This window comes from Streptomyces sp. DG2A-72, assembly GCF_030499575.1.
GTDB lineage: Bacteria > Actinomycetota > Actinomycetes > Streptomycetales > Streptomycetaceae > Streptomyces.
Genome location: NZ_JASTLC010000001.1, coordinates 3,676,614 through 3,693,533, shown reverse-complemented (window position 1 = coordinate 3,693,533; position 16,920 = coordinate 3,676,614). Strand labels below are relative to the sequence as shown.

Sequence of the window (16,920 nt, the reverse complement as noted above, 5' to 3'; positions counted from 1 at the left end):
AGCCGGAGGTCTCCGCTCAGCTGAGGTCTCCGCCCTTCACGGCATGGAGCAAGGCGGCGAGGGCTTGGGGTGTAGTGGCGGCGATCTCGTGGGGGTGGTCGCTCTCGCGGAAGTGGATGCGGTGCGGGGATGACGCCGCCAGTCCTACGCAGTTGCCCTCGCCGCCTGAGCTGAACGACGACTTCTGCCAGGCAAGTTCGGGCATGACTGGTCCTTTCACAGGGTGTACATCACATGCTGGATGAGGCTCAGGGAGTCTCGTGACTCGTGCGATTCCGGTGCCGATTCCGGGTCGACCGGGGCCAGCGCCAGTTCCGAGAGCCTCTCGAACATCGAGGAAACCATCATCAAGGCCCGCGCCGAGGACATCCTCCGCATCCTCGACCGGCGTGGCATCGAGGTCTCCGACGCCGTCCGGGAGCAGGTCACATCCTGCTCCGACCTGGAGGTCCTCGGTACCTGGCTCGACCGTTCCCTGACCGTCTCGAACGGCGAGGAGCTGTTCGAGGAAGCGTGACGCGGTGAACACCGGGGCGCGGCATGCCCCCACCGCATGCCGCGCCCCGCCCCCCGCTCAGTCCCCCGCTACGGCCGGCAGGCTCCCCGTGCGCGCCGCCTCCCCGTACCACCGCGCGCTCGACTTCGGCGTCCGCTCCAGCGTCGAGTAGTCCACGTAGACCGCGCCGAAGCGCTTGCCGTAGCCGTAGGCCCACTCGAAGTTGTCCATCAGGGACCACAGGTAGTAGCCGCGGACGTCCGCGCCTTCGGCGATGGCGCGGCGGACCGCCCGCAGGTGGCCGTGGAGGTACGCGATGCGCTCGGGGTCGTGGACGCGGCCCTCGGGGTCGGGCTTGTCGTCGTAGGCCGCGCCGTTCTCGGTGACATAGAGGGGCAGACCCGGGGCCTCGCGCGTGTAGCGCGTGATCAGGTCGTGCAGGCCCGTCGGGTCGATCGTCCAGCCCATCTCCGTGCGCTCGCCCGGCGTCTGGTGGAAGGCGACGTCGTCCGCGCCCGGCCAGGGGGAGTTCTCGCTGTTGCCGTGACCGTCGGCGCGCGGGCCGCCCGCGTCCGGGTCCACGGCCGAAACCAGCGTCGGCGTGTAGTAGTTGAGGCCCAGCGCGTCGAGCGGCTGGTTGGCGATCGCCAGGTCGCCGTCCAGGACGTACGACCAGTCCGTGACCAGCTCCGTCGCGGCGAACAGCGTCTCCGGGTACGCGCCGTGCAGGATCGGGCCGTGGAAGACGCCGTTGGCCAGGTCGTCGATCTTCTGGACCGCCGCCAGGTCCGCCGGGTCCGGCGAGAGCGGCCTGACGACCGAGGAGTTGAGGCTGATCGCGACCGAGTTGCGGGCCGGCATCGCGGCACGCAGGGCCGTGGTGCCCAGACCGTGCGCCAGGTTCAGATGGTGCGCGGCCTTCAGGGAGGCAGCCGGGTCCGTACGGCCGGGCGCGTGCACCCCGGAGGCATAGCCCAGGAACGCGCTGCACCACGGCTCGTTGAGCGTGATCCACTGCTCCACCCGGTCGCCGAGCGCCTCACCGACGATCTGCGCGTACTCGGCGAAGCGGTACGCCGTGTCGCGCTCCGGCCAGCCGCCCGCGTCCTCCAACTCCTGCGGCAGATCCCAGTGGTAGAGCGTGACGGCCGGCTTGATGCCGTGCCCGAGCAGCTCGTCCACCAGCCGGCGGTAGAAGTCCAGGCCCCGCTGGACCGCAGGGCCCCGGCCCGTCGGCTGCACCCGCGACCAGGAGATCGAGAAACGGTACGCGGTCAGACCCAAGTCCGCCATCATCGCCACGTCGTCGCGGTAGCGGTGGTAGTGGTCGACAGCGATGTCACCGTGCTCGCCGCCGGCCGTCTTGCCCGGCGTATGGCTGAAGGTGTCCCAGATGGAGGGCGTACGGCCGTCCTCCCGCACCGCCCCCTCGATCTGGTAGGCGGAGGTCGCGGCGCCCCAGAGGAAGGCGGGGGGAAAGGCCACCGGGGTCACCGGCGATGCGGACTCAGGCATGGAAGCGCTCCCATAGGAGGTCATGAAGACCGTCGGGTGGATGGGGAGGGGGAGGAAAGGGGTCGAGGCGGCGGTGGCTCGGCCCCCGAGGAGCAGGGTTCAGCCCTTGACGGCACCCTGCATGATGCCGCCCACGATCTGCTTGCCGAAGATGGCGAAGACGAGCAGCAGCGGCAGGGTGCCCAGCAGCGCGCCCGCCATGATCAGGGACTGGTCGGGGGTGAACCCCCGGCCGAGGCCCGCGACCGCGACCTGGACGGTCGGGCTGCCGGTCTGGGTCAGTACGAGGAACGGCCACAGGAAGTCGTTCCAGGTCTGGACGAACATCAGCATGCCCAGGACGGCCATCGCGGGCCGCGCGGCCGGGAACACCACGTGCCACACCACTCGCCAGCTGCTCGCGCCGTCCACCCGGGCCGCCTCGATGATCTCGTCGGGCAGCGCCTGGATCAGGTACTGCCGCATGAAGAACACACCGAACGCGCTCACCAGCGAGGGGAAGATGACCGCCTTCAGCTGGTCGGTCCAGCCGAGCTCGGCGACCATCATGTACAGCGGGATCACGCTGAGCTGCGGCGGCACCATCATGGTGCCGACCACGATCAGCATCATCGCGCCGCGGCCCTTGAAGCGCAGCTTGGCGAAGGCGAATCCGGCGATCGTCGACAGGAACACGATGGTCAGCGCCGACACACCCGCCACGAACGTCGTGTTGATGAACGCCTCGCCGAGGTTGGCGTCCTTCCAGGCGATCTCAAGATTGTCGAAGAGGTTCGAGCCGAACCAGAACGGCGGCGGCGACTGCGCCAGCCGCTGCGTGTCACGCGAGGCGGCGATCGCCGTCCACACCAGTGGGAACAGCGAGCCGACGGTGAACAGGGCGAGGATGATGTACGCGACGGGGCCGGCGTGCATGTGCCCGCCGGCGCGGGCCGACTTGGGCCGTCGTAGGCGCTTCGGCTTCTGGTCGGTCGTATCCACCGGAGTCAGTGTCGTCGTCACGGCCGGATCTCCTAACTACTGGCGCGCAGCCGGCGCGAGATGACGTAGTTGACGATCCCGATCACGATGAGGATCAGGAACATCGTCCAGGCGATCGCCGAGGCACGGCCCAGGTGCTGATTGACCCAGCCCTGCTCGTACAGATACAGGCCGAGCGTCTGGAACTGGTGCTGGGAGCCTCCGGAGGTGCCCTTGTTCGCGTCGAACAGCAGTGGCTCACCGAAGAGTTGGGAGGCACCGATGGTGGACACGACACAGGTGAACAGGATCGTCGGGCGCAGCGACGGCAGGGTGACGTGGAAGAACTGCTGCCAGCGGTTGGCCCCGTCCAGGGCCGCCGACTCGTACAGGTCCTGCGGGATCGCCTGCATGGCGGCCAGGTAGATCAGCGCGTTGTAGCCGGTCCAGCGCCAGATGACGATGGACGAGACGGCGATCTGCGAGGCCCACTTGTCGTTCTGCCAGTCGATGTTGTCGATGCCGACGGCACCCAGCGCCCAGTTGATCATGCCGTAGTCGCGGCCGAAGAGCAGCACGAACACCAGGGACGCGGCGGCGATCGACGTCGCGTACGGCGCGAGCATCATGACCCGGTAGAAGGTCGAGGCACGCAGCTTGTAGTTGAGGATGTGGGCGATGCCCATCGCCATCAGCAGCTGCGGGACCGTCGAGATGATGCCGATGGTCAGGGTGTTCTTCGCCGCGTTCCAGAAGAAGTCGTCGTCGAAGATCCGGGTGTAGTTGCGCAGACCCGCCCATTCCATGTCGGTGGGCGCGGTCATCTCCACCGTGTGCAGCGAGGCCCAGCCGGTGTAGATCAGCGGGAACAGGCCGAACGCGAGGAACAGCAGGAAGAACGGCGAGACGAACGCGTACGGGCTCCAGCGCATGTCCCGCTGCCAGCGGCGGGACATACGGGCCCGGCGGCGCCGGTCAGCCTCGGTGGGCACGCCGCCGGCGGGCGGGCGGCCCGGGGCCGCGCCCCCCTCCTTGGCGGGGGGCGCGGCGGTGCCGTGCCGGGTGGCCATACCGGTCACTTCTCCAGGTTGTTGTCGATGGTCTTGGTGGCCGTCTCCCAGGCCTCCTTGGCCGACTTGCCCTGGGTCACCAGGATCACGCCGTTGTCGGTCAGACCCTGCTGGATGATCTGGTCCTTCGGGCCGATCACCTGGGCCGGGATCTGCTTGGCGGCGTCGGCGAAGATCGTGCCGATCGGGGCGTCACCGGTCATGGTGTTCTCGGCGCCGGTGACCTGCGGCAGCGTATAGGCGGCCGGGGCGCTCGGGAAGCTGCCCTGCTTGGCGAAGAGCTTGGCCTGCTGCTCGGGCGCGGTCAGCCACGCGGCGAGCTTCGCGGCCTCCTCGGTGTTCTTGCCGGACTTCGGCACGGCGAGGAAGGTGCCGCCCCAGTTGCCGGGCTTGGGCGACGTGGCCACGTCCCACTTGCCGGCCGCCTCGGGCTTCGACTTGCCCTTGATGTAGCCGAGCATCCACGGCGGGCAGGACATCGCGGCGAACTTGCTGTTGGCGATCGTCGTGTCCCAGGCGGGCTGGAACTGCGTCTGGTTGCCGATCAGCCCGTCCTCGGCGGCCTGCGCGGTCAGGTCGAAGGCCTTCTTGATGGCCGGGTTCGTCTTGTAGATGACCTCGCCGGAGGCGTCGTAGTACTTCTCGCTCTCACCGCTGACGATGGCGTTCAGCAGACCACCGGGGGAGTCCAGGAAGGTGGTGCCCTCGGGGGCCTTCGCCTGGTAGTCCTTGCCGGCCTCGACGAACTTGTCCCAGCTGCCCGCCCACAGCTTGCCGACCTCTTCGCGCTCGCTCGGCAGACCGGCCTGCTCGAACAGGTCCTTGCGGTAGCAGATGGCCATCGGGCCCACGTCGGTGCCGAGACCGATGGTCTGGCCGTCCTTGGTGGTGGCCTGCTTCCACTTCCATTCCAGCCAGTTGCTCGACTTGACGCCCGACACCTTGGACAGGTCCATCAGCTTCGCGGCCTGGGTGTTGACGACCTCGGCGATGTTGCCGACTTCGACGGCCTGGATGTCCTGCAGGCCGCTGTTGGTGGTCAGGTGGTTGACGAGCGCGGGATAGTAGTTCTCGTTCCGCTCGACGACGTTCTCGGCGATCTTGATCTTCGGGTTCAGCTTCTCGTACTCGGCGTAGAGGCCGGCTTCCTTGAAGCCCTGGGTGCCGAAGAGGCCGAGTGTGATCGTGGTCTTGCCACTGCCGCCGTCCGACGACGAGTTCTCCTCGCCGTCACCGCCGTCGTCGGCACAGCCGGCCAGCAGCCCGGAGCCCAGCGCGGCGACGGCCGCGAGGACCATCGTCTTGCGGGCGATTCGGGTACGTGCTCGCATTGCGTCCTCCTGTTGCCCTGACGTGCCGACCCCCCGGCCAACTGCGTTGTTGGGCCCGTTAGTTCTAGCTGCGGCTCGGGCGGGGAACGTGCGGGATGTGTATGTGTCAGGTACCGTGGGAGCGCTCCCACTCGTGATGTGTTGAAGGTTCGTCGGTTCGAGCGGGGGTGTCAAGGGACTAGGGGCGGAGAGGTGCGTTCAGTTACCGGGCTGTTAACTGGACCTCGGGGATTCCGATTCGGCCAAGATCGACATCCGCCGGCCCGTCCGGTGATCGGGGGCGAGGTCGTCCGGGCCGAGGCGGGAGCCCGGGGCCGGCGGGCTCCGTGACGGCCCCGCGAACAGGCGGGACTGTTAAATTCCAGGCCAGCTTGAACAGGCAGGCTTGAACAGGCCAGCTTGAAGATGACTGCGGGAAGGCGGAGCCATGGTCCACGGAGCGCGGGGCCGGAGCGGTGGCCGGCCCACCCTCGAGGAGGTGGCGGCACGGGCCGGCGTGGGCCGCGGCACGGTCTCCCGGGTGATCAACGGCTCGCCCCGGGTCAGCGACGCCACCCGCGCGGCCGTCGAGGCGGCGGTCGCGGAGCTCGGCTACGTCCCGAACACGGCCGCCCGCGCCCTCGCCGCCAACCGGACGGACGCGATCGCCCTGGTCGTCCCCGAGCCGGAGACCCGCTTCTTCTCGGAGCCGTACTTCTCGGACATCCTGAAGGGCGTCGGCGCCGAACTCTCCGACACCGAGATGCAGTTGCTGCTGATCTTCGCGGGCAGCGACCGGGAGCGCGCCCGCCTGGCCCAGTACCTCGCCGCCCACCGCGTCGACGGCGTCCTGCTGGTCTCGGTCCACGCGGACGACCCGCTCCCCGACCTGCTCGCCCAGCTGGAGATACCCGCGGTCATCAGCGGCCCCAGGTCGGCCGCCGAGACGCTCACCTCGGTCGACTCCGACAACTACGGCGGCGCCCGCTCAGCCGTCGAGCACCTCCTCGCCGGCGGTCGCCGCACGATCGCCCACATCACCGGCCGCCAGGACGTCTACGGCGCCCAGCGCCGCGTCGACGGCTACCGCGACGCCCTGCGCGACGCGGGCCACGAGGCCGACGAGCGCCTCATCGAACCCGGCGACTTCACGGAGGAGGGCGGCCACCGGGCGATGGCCGCCCTCCTCGACCGCTGCCCCGATCTCGACGCGGTCTTCGCCGCCTCGGACGTCACCGCGGCCGGCGCCCGCCAGGTCCTGCGCGAGGCCGGCCGCCGCATCCCCGACGACGTCGCCCTCGTCGGCTACGACGACTCCGCCATCGCCCGCCACATGGACCCACCCCTCACCAGCGTCCGCCAGCCCATAGAGGAAATGGGCCGCACCATGATCGACCTCCTCCTCGCAGAGATAGCCGACCGCCGCCCGCCGGCCTCCCGAGGCCTGGAGCGCCGCCAGTTGGTCCTGGCGACGGAACTGGTGCCGCGTACGTCGTCCTGAGGCGGGGTGCTGGTTCGGCATCGCACTCAAGGCCGGCGGCCCTGGCCACAGCGGCGGAGGCGTGGTGGGACGGGTGGATGTGGGCGATCACCGTGAGCGCCCGGGATCGCTCCCGTAGCCAGGTCGCGAGCCCTCGCGCCGCCTCGGAGGCGTAACCGTGTCCGTGCCATGGCGTGCCCACGACCCAGGGGTGCACGGTGTGAGCCGATGTAGGTGTGCAGGGCCGGGTCGCAGAGTACGGCGGCCATCTCGGGTGCGTGCTCGACGCACAGGGGGAGGAGATCGAGGCGGGCGGTGCGGATCGGTTCGGTGTGCAGCAGGACCCCCGGAAACGGAATCAGCCGGTGGCTTCGATCTCTCGAAGCCACCGGCTGATCACTCAGGGTGAGTGACGGGACTCGAACCCGCGGCATCCTGGACCACAACCAGGTGCTCTACCAGCTGAGCTACACCCACCATGACCGGCGGTTCGACGAGTGTTCTCCCCGACCGGCCGAGAAAAAGTGTACAGGGTCCGAAGGGGTGCTCGCGCCTGGCTTTCGCGGCGCCCCCCTCAACGCCCCTGACCTGCCTACTGACCAGGCAGGACGTGCTTCGCGGCGATCGTCTTCGCCGTGTCCGAGTCGGGACCGGGCTGGGGGACGAAGATGGCCTCGCGGTAGTAGCGCAGTTCCGCGATGGACTCGCGGATGTCGGCGAGGGCGCGGTGGTTGCCGTTCTTCTCGGGGCTGTTGAAGTACGCCCGCGGATACCAGCGCCGCGCCAGTTCCTTGATCGACGACACGTCGACGATGCGGTAGTGGAGGTACTCCTCGACCTTCGGCATGTCCCTCAGGAGGAAACCGCGGTCCGTGCCGACGGAGTTGCCGCACAGCGGGGCCTTGCCGGGCTCCTTGACGTGTTCCCGGACGTAGGCGAGCACCTGCTCCTCGGCGTCCGCCAATGTCGTACCGGCCGGGAGCTCGTCGAGCAGTCCGGACGCCGTGTGCATCTGACGCACCACTTCCGGCATCGTCTCCAGCGCGGAGTCCGGCGGACGGATGACGATGTCCACACCCTCGCCGAGCACGTTCAGCTCGGAGTCGGTGACGAGGGCGGCCACTTCGATGAGCGCGTCGTCGGACAGCGAGAGGCCGGTCATCTCGCAGTCGATCCACACCATACGATCGTTCATGCGACCACCCTAAAGCCGACCTCCGCTTATGAGGGCCCCGCGGTGGCGCCGGGCTCACGCCGGGCGCGATGGTGAGGGGCGCGGAAATCCCCAGGCGCGGAACTCCCCAGGCGTGGAGATTCCCAGGCGTGGAGTTCCCCGCCCCTCACCATCGACATCGGCCTACGATCCGCTGCGCTGCCCCGGCAACGTCGCCCGGCTTCCCGCGTACGCCTCACGGACGTGCTCGCCGGTCGCGGTCGCCGCCAGCGACGACGACGGTCCGACCGCGCTCGCCGCCGGTGTACGGCGGGTCTGCATCGGGACCGGGCCGGGGCCCTCCGGATGGAGCGCGGGTGCTGGGCTCGGGGAGCCCGGTGAGCCGGTCGCGGCCGGCGCTCCGTCGGTGTCCACCGGCTTCTCGCCCTGCGGCCTGCGCGCCCGGTACGCGGCCCGGTACGCCGCAGGCGACGAGCCCAGCTGGCGGCGGAAGTGCCCGCGCAGCGCCACCGGCGAACGGAAGCCGCAGCGGCCCGCGACCTCGTCCACCGAGTAGTCCGAGGTCTCCAGCAGACGCTGCGCCTGGAGCACCCGCTGCGTGATCAGCCACTGCAGCGGGGCGCTTCCCGTCAGTGAGCGGAAGCGGCGGTCGAACGTACGACGGCTCATGTACGCGCGCGCGGCGAGCGTCTCCACGTCGAACTGCTCGTGGAGATGCTCCAGCGCCCAAGCGACGACCTCGGCCAGCGGGTCGGCGCCGATCTCCTCTGGTAAAGATCGATCGAGGTAGCGCTCCTGGCCGCCGCTCCGGCGCGGCGGGACCACCAGGCGCCGGGCGAGCGCGCCCGCCGCCTCGTTGCCGTGGTCCGTCCGCACGATGTGCAGGCACAGGTCGATTCCTGCCGCGGTGCCCGCGCTCGTCAGTACGTCGCCGTCGTCCACGAAGAGTTCCCGTGGGTCGACGTGCACCGACGGATAGCGCTTGGCCAGCGTCGGCGCGTACATCCAGTGGGTGGTCGCGGGGCGGCCGTCCAGCAGGCCGGCCGCCGCCAGTACGAAGGCGCCGGTGCACAGCCCTACTATGCGGGCGCCCTCTTCGTGTGCCCGGCGGAGTGCGTCGAGCGACTCCTCCGGTGGTGGGGAAGTGATCGAGCGCCAGGCAGGCACGACGACCGTGCCCGCCCGCGAGATCGCTTCCAGGCCATGCGGTGCGGAGAGCTCCAGGCCCCCCGTGGTCCGCAGCGGTCCTTCTTCGCCACCGCACACCAGCAGTCGGTAGCGCGGTACGCCGGCGTCCTGGCGGTCGATTCCGAACACCGACAGCGGTATGGAACTCTCGAAGATGGGGCCGCCGCTGAACAGCAGCACCGCGACGATCTCCTTGCGGCGTCGCCCGGAAAGTTTCCGGGCCGCGGTTTCCGGCGCGGCAGTGGAGTCGTGGCTCATCCTGCTAAGCCCCCCTCGGTGGTCGCGGCTCCTCGGTTGTGTCGCTCCTGCACGTTTCCCCTCGGTCCTGCACGAGTCCCCCGCCGTAAGACAGTCAAGATCGAATCTACTGCGTCCCGTGGTGCCGGGGTGACCAGTTCATCACCCGGCACATTGTCGACTTGGCAACTTGGCGTAAAGCATTCGATCACGAAGCGTTGCACTCGCGGGGCGTGCAGGGAAGTACGCCTCGTCGCAGTGGCCAATCCCTGTAGGGTGCGCACGCCCTTCGAGGCCCTTTCCGTGCAGGTGGAACGGGGCGTGGGGGGTGCTTCGGGCAAGGGGCGCGCGGTGGCCAGAAGTTGGCTGAAAAGAAGCGGTTCCGGGTATGGAAACCGGTCAGTCGACCGGTGAGTTTCCCCCAGTGTGACGTCCACCGCGGTGGGCCCCCGTCCCGCTCCTGTGGTGACGGCCCCGGTGCGGTGCGGGTTCGTCGGTGAGCGGCCGGGCGGCGCTGCGCTCGGACTGGCGCAGCAGCACCCGGCAGACGGCGGTGACGGCCGCCAGGCCGAGGGCCGTACCCGTGGCGCCGGCGAGCGAGGTGCCGTACACGAGAAGGACGACGGGGACGAGTACACAGCTGAAGGCCGCCCAGCGGACCACGTCGGTCGCGGTGTCCTGGGAGTGGGGGGCCTCGGGGGTGGAACGTGGGCCGGACATTGCGTGCTCCCGGGGTCGGTCGGTCGCCGGGTTCAACGCGTGTTCGAGGTGTCGGTCACTGTACGTGCTGCTCCGGCCCGGCGCAGGGCGGGTAAGTGAATGCTGTGCAAACCGCCTGTACGGTTCAGCAACCATTGCGTTACGGCAGTGGCCTCGTGCATGCTCCCTGGAACCCCCGCGGAGGTTGCGCGGGATCTGGGCTTAAGGAGGCGTGCCGCCGTACCCTTGGGGTATGGGGTTGGGAAGATGATTCCCGGACACAGCTCCGCCGCACACTGTCGTCCCTCCCAAAAGGATCACAACGCCGAGACAGCCATGGCCGGTCACGAATTCTTCGAACCCGCGGACCGCAAGCGGCCGGTCGCCGACCACACGGCGGCCGATCCCCTGGCGGCGGAAGAGTCACGCCATTCCTGCGATCCCGCTTTCAAGCACGGCGTCGTCGTCGGCTTCGACGGCTCCACCTCCAGTGAGCGCGCCCTCGCGTACGCCATCGGCATGGCGCATCGCTCCGGGTCGGGCCTGATCATCGTCCATGTGGCCAACCGGCTGCCGACCACCGTGTGGGCCGGCTGCGAGCCACCCGTCTTCGTCGACGTCCCGGACCATCGCACCGAGGTGCTCGGGCTGGAGCTCGCCTGCGCGGACTATCTCGCCGAGGTGCCCTGGATCCTCGTCGAGCGCGGCGGCGACATCTGCCATGAACTCGAAGAGGTCGGGCGGGAGTACGAGGCGGACGCGATCGTCGTCGGGTCCACGCAGGGCATCGTCGGACGGATCTTCGGGTCCGTCGCCGGGCGGCTCGCCAAGCGTGCGAAGCGGCCCGTCGTTGTCATTCCGTAACTTGCCGTTGCCCCAGGTGAGATGTGGAGTTGGCGCGGCCGGACCCTCTTTGTGCAGAGCGTAAAACTACTCGTGCGTAGAGGTGTTTGTGCCCTTGTGAAGGGCATATATCGGTCACCGCACAACTGCACATGCATGAAGGGAGCCCGCCGTGGACAACGACGTCTCTGCGGGAAGCGGAATCACTACCGTGGTCGGCCGACTCGCCCTGGGAATCACCCTGTTGGCCTTCGGGCTGGGGTACACCGACGTGATCGACGGTGTGTCGGCTGCTGACGCCGTATCAATCGCCCAGTACGTGGGCGGCATTGCCCTCTTCGTCGCCGGCCTCATGGCCTTCCGGGACCGGGACTCCGTCGGTGGTACGGCGTTCTCTGCGCTCGGTGCGCTCTGGTTCACGTGGGCCGTCTCTGCTGACGCCCAAGTCTCCGCCAACGCGGCCGGGTTGTTCCTGCTGCTGTTTGCCCTTGTGGCGCTGACGCTGACGCTCGCGGGTGGCGATCAGCTCGGTCAGGGGATGTACGGGTTGTTCTTCGTCGCCCTGGTGCTCATGGCCATCGCCAACTTCGCCGACAATGACGGGCTCACCAAGGTGGGTGGGTGGTTCGCTGTCGCGGCGGGGGCGGTGGCTTGGTACGCCGCGACTGCTGCGCTGGCTCACTGGCCGACGGTGCTGCCGCGGCGCGCTGCCGGCCGGGGCGTGACGGCCCACGGCTAGCTGCGCAGGCTGGGGGTTTGGGCGGCCCTCGGCGTAGATAACGGACCCCCCGTGTCTGGTGGCGACACGTGGGGGTCCGTTCTCTTGCTTGGCCTCCGCGGGCCGGTGGGGGCTTGTCGCGCAGTTCCCCGCGCCCCTAAAGGCAAAAAGCCTTTACTCCACCGTCACCGACTTTGCGAGGTTCCTCGGCTTGTCGATGTCCCTGCCCAGGGCCAATGCCGTGTGGTAGGCGAGGAGTTGGAGGGGGATGCCCATCAGGATCGGGTCCAGTTCGTCCTCGTTCTTCGGGACTACGATCGTCTGGTCGGCCTTCTCCTGGTGCTGGTGGGCCACCGCGAGGATCTTGCCGCTGCGGGCCTTGATCTCCTCCATGGCGGCGCGGTTCTTCTCCAGGAGGTCGTCGTCGGGGACGATGGCAACCGTGGGGAGGGCGGGCTCGATGAGGGCGAGGGGGCCGTGCTTCAACTCTGAGGCGGGGTAGGCCTCCGCGTGGATGTAGGAGACCTCCTTGAGCTTCAGGGAGGCCTCGCGGGCTACCGGGTAGCCACGGACGCGGCCGATGAAGAGCATCGAGCGGGCCTCGGCGTAACTCTGGGCCAGCTTCTCGATCTCGCCCTCGTGCTCCATGATCTCGGCGATCTGGGCGGGGAGCTTGCGCAGGCCCTCGATGATGCGCTTGCCGTCGCGGACCGAGAGGTCGCGGGTGCGGCCCAGGTGCAGGGCGAGGAGCGCGAAGGCGACCGTCGTGTTCGTGAAGCACTTCGTCGAGACCACGCAGACCTCGGGGCCCGCGTGCACGTAGATGCCGCCGTCGGCCTCGCGGGCGATCGCCGAGCCGACGACGTTCACCACGCCCAGCACCCGCGCGCCCTTGCGCTTCAGCTCCTGCACGGCGGCCAGGACGTCGTACGTCTCACCGGACTGGGAGACCGCGATGTACAGGGTGTCGGGGTCGACGACCGCGTTGCGGTAGCGGAACTCGGAGGCGGGCTCGGCGTCCGCGGGGATGCGGGCCAGCTCCTCGATCATCTGGGCGCCGATCATGCCGGCGTGGTAGGAGGTGCCGCAGCCGAGGATCTTGACGCGGCGGATCTGGCGGGCCTCGCGGGCGTCCAGGTTCAGGCCGCCGAGGTGCACGGTGGAGAAACGGTCGTCGATGCGGCCGCGCAGCACGCGGTCCACGGCGTCGGCCTGCTCGTGGATCTCCTTGTGCATGTAGGTGTCGTGGCCGCCCATGTCGTAGGAGGCCGCTTCCCACTCGACGGTGGTGGGCTCCGCCGTCGTACGGGTGCCCTCCGTCGTGTACGTGCGGAAGTCGTCGGCCTTGAGGGTGGCCATCTCGCCGTCGTCCAGCGTCACTATCTGCCGGGTGTGGGTGACCAGGGCCGCGATGTCCGACGCGACGAACATCTCCTTCTCGCCGATGCCGAGAACGACCGGGGAGCCGTTGCGGGCGACGACGATGCGGTCGGGGAAGTCGGCGTGCAGGACGGCGATGCCGTAGGTGCCCTCGATGACGCGCAGGGTGTCGCGGACCTTGTCCTCGAGCTTCTCCGCCTGCGAGCGGGCGATCAGGTGGACCAGGACCTCGGTGTCGGTCTCGGAGAGGAACTCGACGCCGTCGGCCTCCAGCTTGCGGCGCAGGTCGGAGGCGTTGTCGATGATGCCGTTGTGGACGACGGCGACCTTGCCCTCGGCGTCGAGGTGCGGATGGGCGTTGACGTCGGAGGGGGCGCCGTGGGTGGCCCAGCGGGTGTGGGCGATGCCGGTGGTGCCCTTGAAACGGGCCGGTACCTTGGCTTCCAGGTCGCGGACCCGGCCCTTGGCCTTGACCATCTTCAGGCCTGTGGACTTGGGGGTGGTCACGACGATGCCGGCCGAGTCGTAGCCGCGGTACTCCAGACGCTGAAGTCCCTCCAGGAGCAGGGGGGCGACATCACGCTTGCCGATGTATCCGACAATTCCGCACATGTAGAGGTATTCCTAGCCGTAGACGATGCGGCGCAGCTGCCGGAGGGTGAGCTCCGGGGGTGCGACCGCCCTGTATGTGAGGTCCGCCTCGATCCGTTCGAAGATCTCCGCGTTCACCAGACCCTGGGCCTGCAGCTCACGGTGGCGGCGACGGACGTAGTCCTCGGTCGTCTCGTCGAAGTAGGCGAGCACGTCCTGGATCACGCGCAGCGCCTCGCCCCGGCTGAGGGGCGTGGAGCGCGTCAGATGATCAACGAGTTCGTCGTGCACCCGGTAGATCCTGGAGCACCGGCGGCGCTTTCGCAAGAATCCTGCCCGATATCGGGCAATGACCTGTGAAAGTCCTTGGGAAAACGTTGAATCCGTCATGAGTACCTGTTTGTGGGCCGTCCATCCGGGAGCACTCGGCTGCGGGCCCGACAAGGCGAACCTGCCGGGCGTGTACTCCTTCGTCTACGGCAACACCGCGGTCATCTCGCATGCCTCGGAGGGGGGCGTGCGCCAGGAGTGAGTGCCGCTGTTCGAGAAGTACACGGTGGACCTGGTGATCGATGAGACCGTCGCCTGGTCCCGGGTGTGCTACTCGAGACCGGTGACCGGATCGACCACTTCACGGTGGCGCGCAGGGCGAAGTAACTCCCCTGGGGTTACATCCGCTTGAGGATCGCCGGCTTGGCCACGGTGAACTCCTCGTCCGTCAGCACGCCCGACCGGTGCAGCTCGCCGAGTTCGCGCAGCCGGCGCAGGAGGGCGTCATGGTCGTCCTCGGCGGAGGCCACCGGAGGAGAGGGCACTTCCGGTCGTGCGTCGTGTACGTCGATGGCGGCGGCCTGGGCCGGATGCGGAAGTCTGGCCTGGACCGCCGCCGCGACCAGGGCCATCAGCGGGTCCTTCTTGAAGCCCCACAGCTCGACGGAGTTGGGGTCGTACTTGGGCGGGGCCTTGGTGGGGGCGTTCTTCACGGTGAAGCGGAGATAGCCGTTCTCCAGGCCGGCCGCCGGGTGCCATTCGACGGCGGTCAGGTCGGACAGGGTGAGCGTGCGGGTGCCGGCGGCGGCCTTGGCATCCTCGGTCTTCCAGTTCCACTCCAGTCGGATGCGCTCGCCGTCGAAGCCGGCGGTGCCGTCGCCCGCGGAGACCGACAGCGGGACCGCCGGGCCCGGCAGCAGATATTCGGAGACGGGGTCGGACGGCACCTCGTCCAGGAGCAGGGCGTTGCGCACCTCGTCCGTGAAGTACTCGGCGACGCCGTAGCGGTCGGAGTCGACGATCAGCTGATAGGGGTCGTGGGGTTCGGCCAGCCGCCCGCCGGTGGCATGCAGCAGCGGGTCGGCGCCGTCGCGCAGCCGGAGCCTGAGCCGCCCGGACTTCCTGCCCTGCTCGAAGGAGATGCCCGCCAACGCCCCCAGGGGGACGACCAGTTCACCCAGCGTCTTGCGGAGCAGGCTGACGTTCTTGTCCCGTCCCGGGGTCAGTCGCAGGGCGTCGCCGTCGAAGGCCCAGGTGCCGTCCTTCTGGATGATTTCCGCCATGGGAGGGATTGTTTCATCGCTTCTGCGAGAGAGTGGTCTCTACCAATCCTGAGGGTAATCCTGAAGGGAGCGCATGTGAGACGGCACCGCAGAACGACTCCCCGTATGTTCCGGCTCCTCGGTTCGCTGCTGCTGGTGACGGCGGCCGGAGCCGTCGCGATCGGCGCGGCACCGGCCCCGCGGGCCGCCGCGACGCCACTGGACCGGGTGATCCCGGCCCCCGCCTCGGTCGACGCGGGCGGATCGCCGTACCGCATCACCGACTCCACCCGTATCCGTGTCGACGGCTCGCGCGAGGCACGCCGGGTCGGCGAGTATCTGGCGGACGTCCTGCGTCCCTCGACCGGTTATCGGCTGCCGGTCACGACGTACGGCTCCGGAGGCATCCAACTCCGGATCGGCAAGGGCTCCTTCGGTGCGGAGGGCTACCGCCTGGACAGCGGGCGCAAGGGCGTCACCATCACGGCGGCGGGGCCCTCCGGGCTCTTCCACGGCGTCCAGACCCTGCGTCAGCTCCTCCCCGCCGCCGTCGAGAAGGACTCCGTGCAGCCCGGGCCGTGGCTGATCGCGGGCGGCACGATCAAGGACACCCCGCGGTACGGCTGGCGCGGCGCCATGCTCGATGTCTCCCGGCACTTCTTCACCGTCGACCAGGTCAAGCGCTACATCGACCAGCTCGCCCTGTACAAGATCAACAAGCTGCATCTGCACCTCAGCGACGACCAGGGCTGGCGCATCGCCATCGACTCCTGGCCGCGGCTGGCGACGTACGGCGGTTCCACGCAGGTCGGCGGTGGCCCCGGTGGCTACTACACCAAGGCCGACTACAAGGAGATCGTCCGGTACGCGGGCTCCCGCCATCTGGAGGTCGTCCCCGAGATGGACATGCCCGGCCACACGAACGCCGCGCTGGCCTCGTACGCCGAGCTGAACTGCGACGGTGTGGCTCCGCCGCTCTACACCGGCACGGAGGTCGGCTTCAGCTCGCTGTGCGTGGACAAGGAGATCACGTACGACTTCGTGGAGGACGTGGTGCGGGAGCTGGCCGCGATCACGCCGGGTCGGTATCTGCACATCGGTGGGGATGAGGCGCATTCCACCAGTCACGCCGACTATGTGAAGTTCATGGACCGGGTGCAGCCGATCGTCGCGAAGTACGGGAAGACAGTGGTGGGTTGGCATCAGCTGACAGGGGCGAACCCCTCGCGGGGGGCTCTGGCGCAGTACTGGGGGCTCGACTCCACGAGTGCGGAGGAGAAGGCGCAGGTCGCAGCGGCTGCGCGGAATGGGACGGGGCTGATCCTGTCGCCGGCCGACCGGATCTATCTCGACATGAAGTACGACGCGAATACTCCGCTGGGGTTGTCGTGGGCAGGGTACGTCGAGGTGCAGCGGTCGTATGACTGGGATCCCGGTGACTACCTTGCGGGGGCGCCGGCTTCCGCGATCCGGGGTGTTGAGGCGCCGTTGTGGAGCGAGACGATCACTAAGTCTGCCGACATCGAGTACATGGCGTTTCCGCGGTTGGCGGGGGTGGCCGAGTTGGGGTGGTCGCCGCCTTCCACGCATGACTGGGATGGCTACAAGGTGCGGCTTGCTGCGCAGGGGGCGCGGTGGGATGCGTTGGGGATTCAGTACTACCGGTCGCCGCAGGTTCCGTGGTGAGTGGTTGTCTGCGGGTCCGGTGGGGGCTGGTCGCGCAGTTC

Annotated in this window: 16 protein-coding genes, 1 tRNA gene and 3 pseudogenes; 6 read left to right on the top strand and 14 right to left on the bottom strand. The window is 68.8% G+C overall.

Features of this window, described 5'->3' with window-relative positions:
* Positions 1-16: 16 nt before the first annotated feature.
* Together QQY66_RS17425 and QQY66_RS17420 are read right to left on the bottom strand one after the other, a co-directional pair.
* Positions 17-205: a DUF397 domain-containing protein gene (locus QQY66_RS17425; RefSeq protein WP_301981278.1), complete on the bottom strand. Its 189-nt coding sequence runs from the start codon at positions 203-205 to the stop codon at positions 17-19.
* Positions 206-216: 11 nt separating this feature from the next.
* Positions 217-339, bottom strand: a pseudogene (locus QQY66_RS17420) (XRE family transcriptional regulator); the annotation flags it as partial.
* Between QQY66_RS17420 and QQY66_RS17415 the strand changes: the two are divergent.
* A complete protein-coding gene (locus tag QQY66_RS17415; RefSeq protein ID WP_301987358.1) occupies positions 332-517 on the top strand; it encodes a hypothetical protein in 186 nt (61 codons plus the stop codon). The pseudogene QQY66_RS17420 and the gene QQY66_RS17415 sit on opposite strands and share 8 nt — an antisense overlap.
* Positions 518-574: 57 nt before the next feature.
* Here the strand turns inward: QQY66_RS17415 and QQY66_RS17410 are convergent, their stop codons facing one another.
* From QQY66_RS17410 to QQY66_RS17395, 4 genes are all read right to left on the bottom strand, one after another.
* Entirely contained in the window at positions 575-2,011 is a 1,437-nt protein-coding gene (locus QQY66_RS17410; protein WP_301981277.1) for a GH1 family beta-glucosidase, read from the bottom strand.
* A 99-nt stretch (positions 2,012-2,110) separates the two neighbouring features.
* Entirely contained in the window at positions 2,111-3,013 is a 903-nt protein-coding gene (locus QQY66_RS17405; protein ID WP_301981276.1) for a carbohydrate ABC transporter permease, read from the bottom strand.
* An 11-nt stretch (positions 3,014-3,024) separates the two neighbouring features.
* The gene (locus QQY66_RS17400) at positions 3,025-4,041 is read right to left on the bottom strand and encodes a carbohydrate ABC transporter permease (RefSeq protein ID WP_301981275.1); all 1,017 of its coding nucleotides are present in this window, start codon (positions 4,039-4,041) and stop codon (positions 3,025-3,027) included.
* A 5-nt stretch (positions 4,042-4,046) separates the two neighbouring features.
* On the bottom strand, positions 4,047-5,372 hold the full coding sequence (locus tag QQY66_RS17395) for an ABC transporter substrate-binding protein (protein ID WP_301981274.1): 1,326 nt from the start codon (positions 5,370-5,372) through the stop codon (positions 4,047-4,049).
* 427 nt (positions 5,373-5,799) lie between these two features.
* Here QQY66_RS17395 and QQY66_RS17390 point away from each other — a divergent pair, with 427 nt between their 5' ends.
* Entirely contained in the window at positions 5,800-6,852 is a 1,053-nt protein-coding gene (locus QQY66_RS17390) for a LacI family DNA-binding transcriptional regulator (RefSeq protein ID WP_301981273.1), read from the top strand.
* 28 nt (positions 6,853-6,880) lie between these two features.
* On the opposite strand, the pseudogene QQY66_RS17385 reads toward QQY66_RS17390, so the two are convergent.
* The 5 genes and pseudogenes from QQY66_RS17385 to QQY66_RS17365 all read right to left on the bottom strand — a co-directional run.
* Positions 6,881-7,169, bottom strand: a pseudogene (locus QQY66_RS17385) (GNAT family N-acetyltransferase); the annotation flags it as partial.
* 66 nt (positions 7,170-7,235) lie between these two features.
* Positions 7,236-7,308, bottom strand: a tRNA-His gene (locus QQY66_RS17380).
* Positions 7,309-7,423: 115 nt separating this feature from the next.
* On the bottom strand, positions 7,424-8,026 hold the full coding sequence (gene orn / locus QQY66_RS17375) for an oligoribonuclease (protein ID WP_301981272.1): 603 nt from the start codon (positions 8,024-8,026) through the stop codon (positions 7,424-7,426).
* A gap of 162 nt (positions 8,027-8,188) precedes the next feature.
* Positions 8,189-9,451 (bottom strand): helix-turn-helix domain-containing protein, encoded by a 1,263-nt coding sequence (locus tag QQY66_RS17370; protein WP_301981271.1) that lies wholly within the window; start codon positions 9,449-9,451, stop codon positions 8,189-8,191.
* Positions 9,452-9,829: 378 nt separating this feature from the next.
* On the bottom strand, positions 9,830-10,150 hold the full coding sequence (locus tag QQY66_RS17365) for a hypothetical protein (protein ID WP_301981270.1): 321 nt from the start codon (positions 10,148-10,150) through the stop codon (positions 9,830-9,832).
* Between the two features lie 315 nt (positions 10,151-10,465).
* Here QQY66_RS17365 and QQY66_RS17360 point away from each other — a divergent pair, with 315 nt between their 5' ends.
* Together QQY66_RS17360 and QQY66_RS17355 are read left to right on the top strand one after the other, a co-directional pair.
* Entirely contained in the window at positions 10,466-10,993 is a 528-nt protein-coding gene (locus QQY66_RS17360) for a universal stress protein (RefSeq protein ID WP_301981269.1), read from the top strand.
* A 151-nt stretch (positions 10,994-11,144) separates the two neighbouring features.
* Complete coding sequence (locus QQY66_RS17355; RefSeq protein WP_301981268.1) at positions 11,145-11,711, top strand: GPR1/FUN34/YaaH family transporter; 567 nt, start codon at positions 11,145-11,147, stop codon at positions 11,709-11,711.
* Between the two features lie 153 nt (positions 11,712-11,864).
* Here the strand turns inward: QQY66_RS17355 and glmS are convergent, their stop codons facing one another.
* Both glmS and QQY66_RS17345 read right to left on the bottom strand, forming a co-directional pair.
* Positions 11,865-13,682 (bottom strand): glutamine--fructose-6-phosphate transaminase (isomerizing), encoded by a 1,818-nt coding sequence (gene glmS / locus QQY66_RS17350; protein ID WP_301981267.1) that lies wholly within the window; start codon positions 13,680-13,682, stop codon positions 11,865-11,867.
* 12 nt (positions 13,683-13,694) lie between these two features.
* Positions 13,695-13,952, bottom strand: coding sequence for a hypothetical protein (locus QQY66_RS17345; protein ID WP_210576728.1), 258 nt, complete (start codon positions 13,950-13,952; stop codon positions 13,695-13,697).
* Positions 13,953-14,094: 142 nt separating this feature from the next.
* Between QQY66_RS17345 and QQY66_RS50405 the strand changes: the two are divergent.
* Positions 14,095-14,318 (top strand): annotated as a pseudogene (locus tag QQY66_RS50405) (hypothetical protein); the annotation flags it as partial.
* A gap of 11 nt (positions 14,319-14,329) precedes the next feature.
* Here QQY66_RS50405 and QQY66_RS17335 read toward each other — a convergent pair.
* A complete protein-coding gene (locus tag QQY66_RS17335) occupies positions 14,330-15,214 on the bottom strand; it encodes a DUF4429 domain-containing protein (protein ID WP_301981266.1) in 885 nt (294 codons plus the stop codon).
* Between the two features lie 105 nt (positions 15,215-15,319).
* Between QQY66_RS17335 and QQY66_RS17330 the strand changes: the two genes are divergently transcribed.
* A complete protein-coding gene (locus QQY66_RS17330) occupies positions 15,320-16,879 on the top strand; it encodes a beta-N-acetylhexosaminidase (RefSeq protein ID WP_301981265.1) in 1,560 nt (519 codons plus the stop codon).
* Positions 16,880-16,920: the final 41 nt, after the last annotated feature.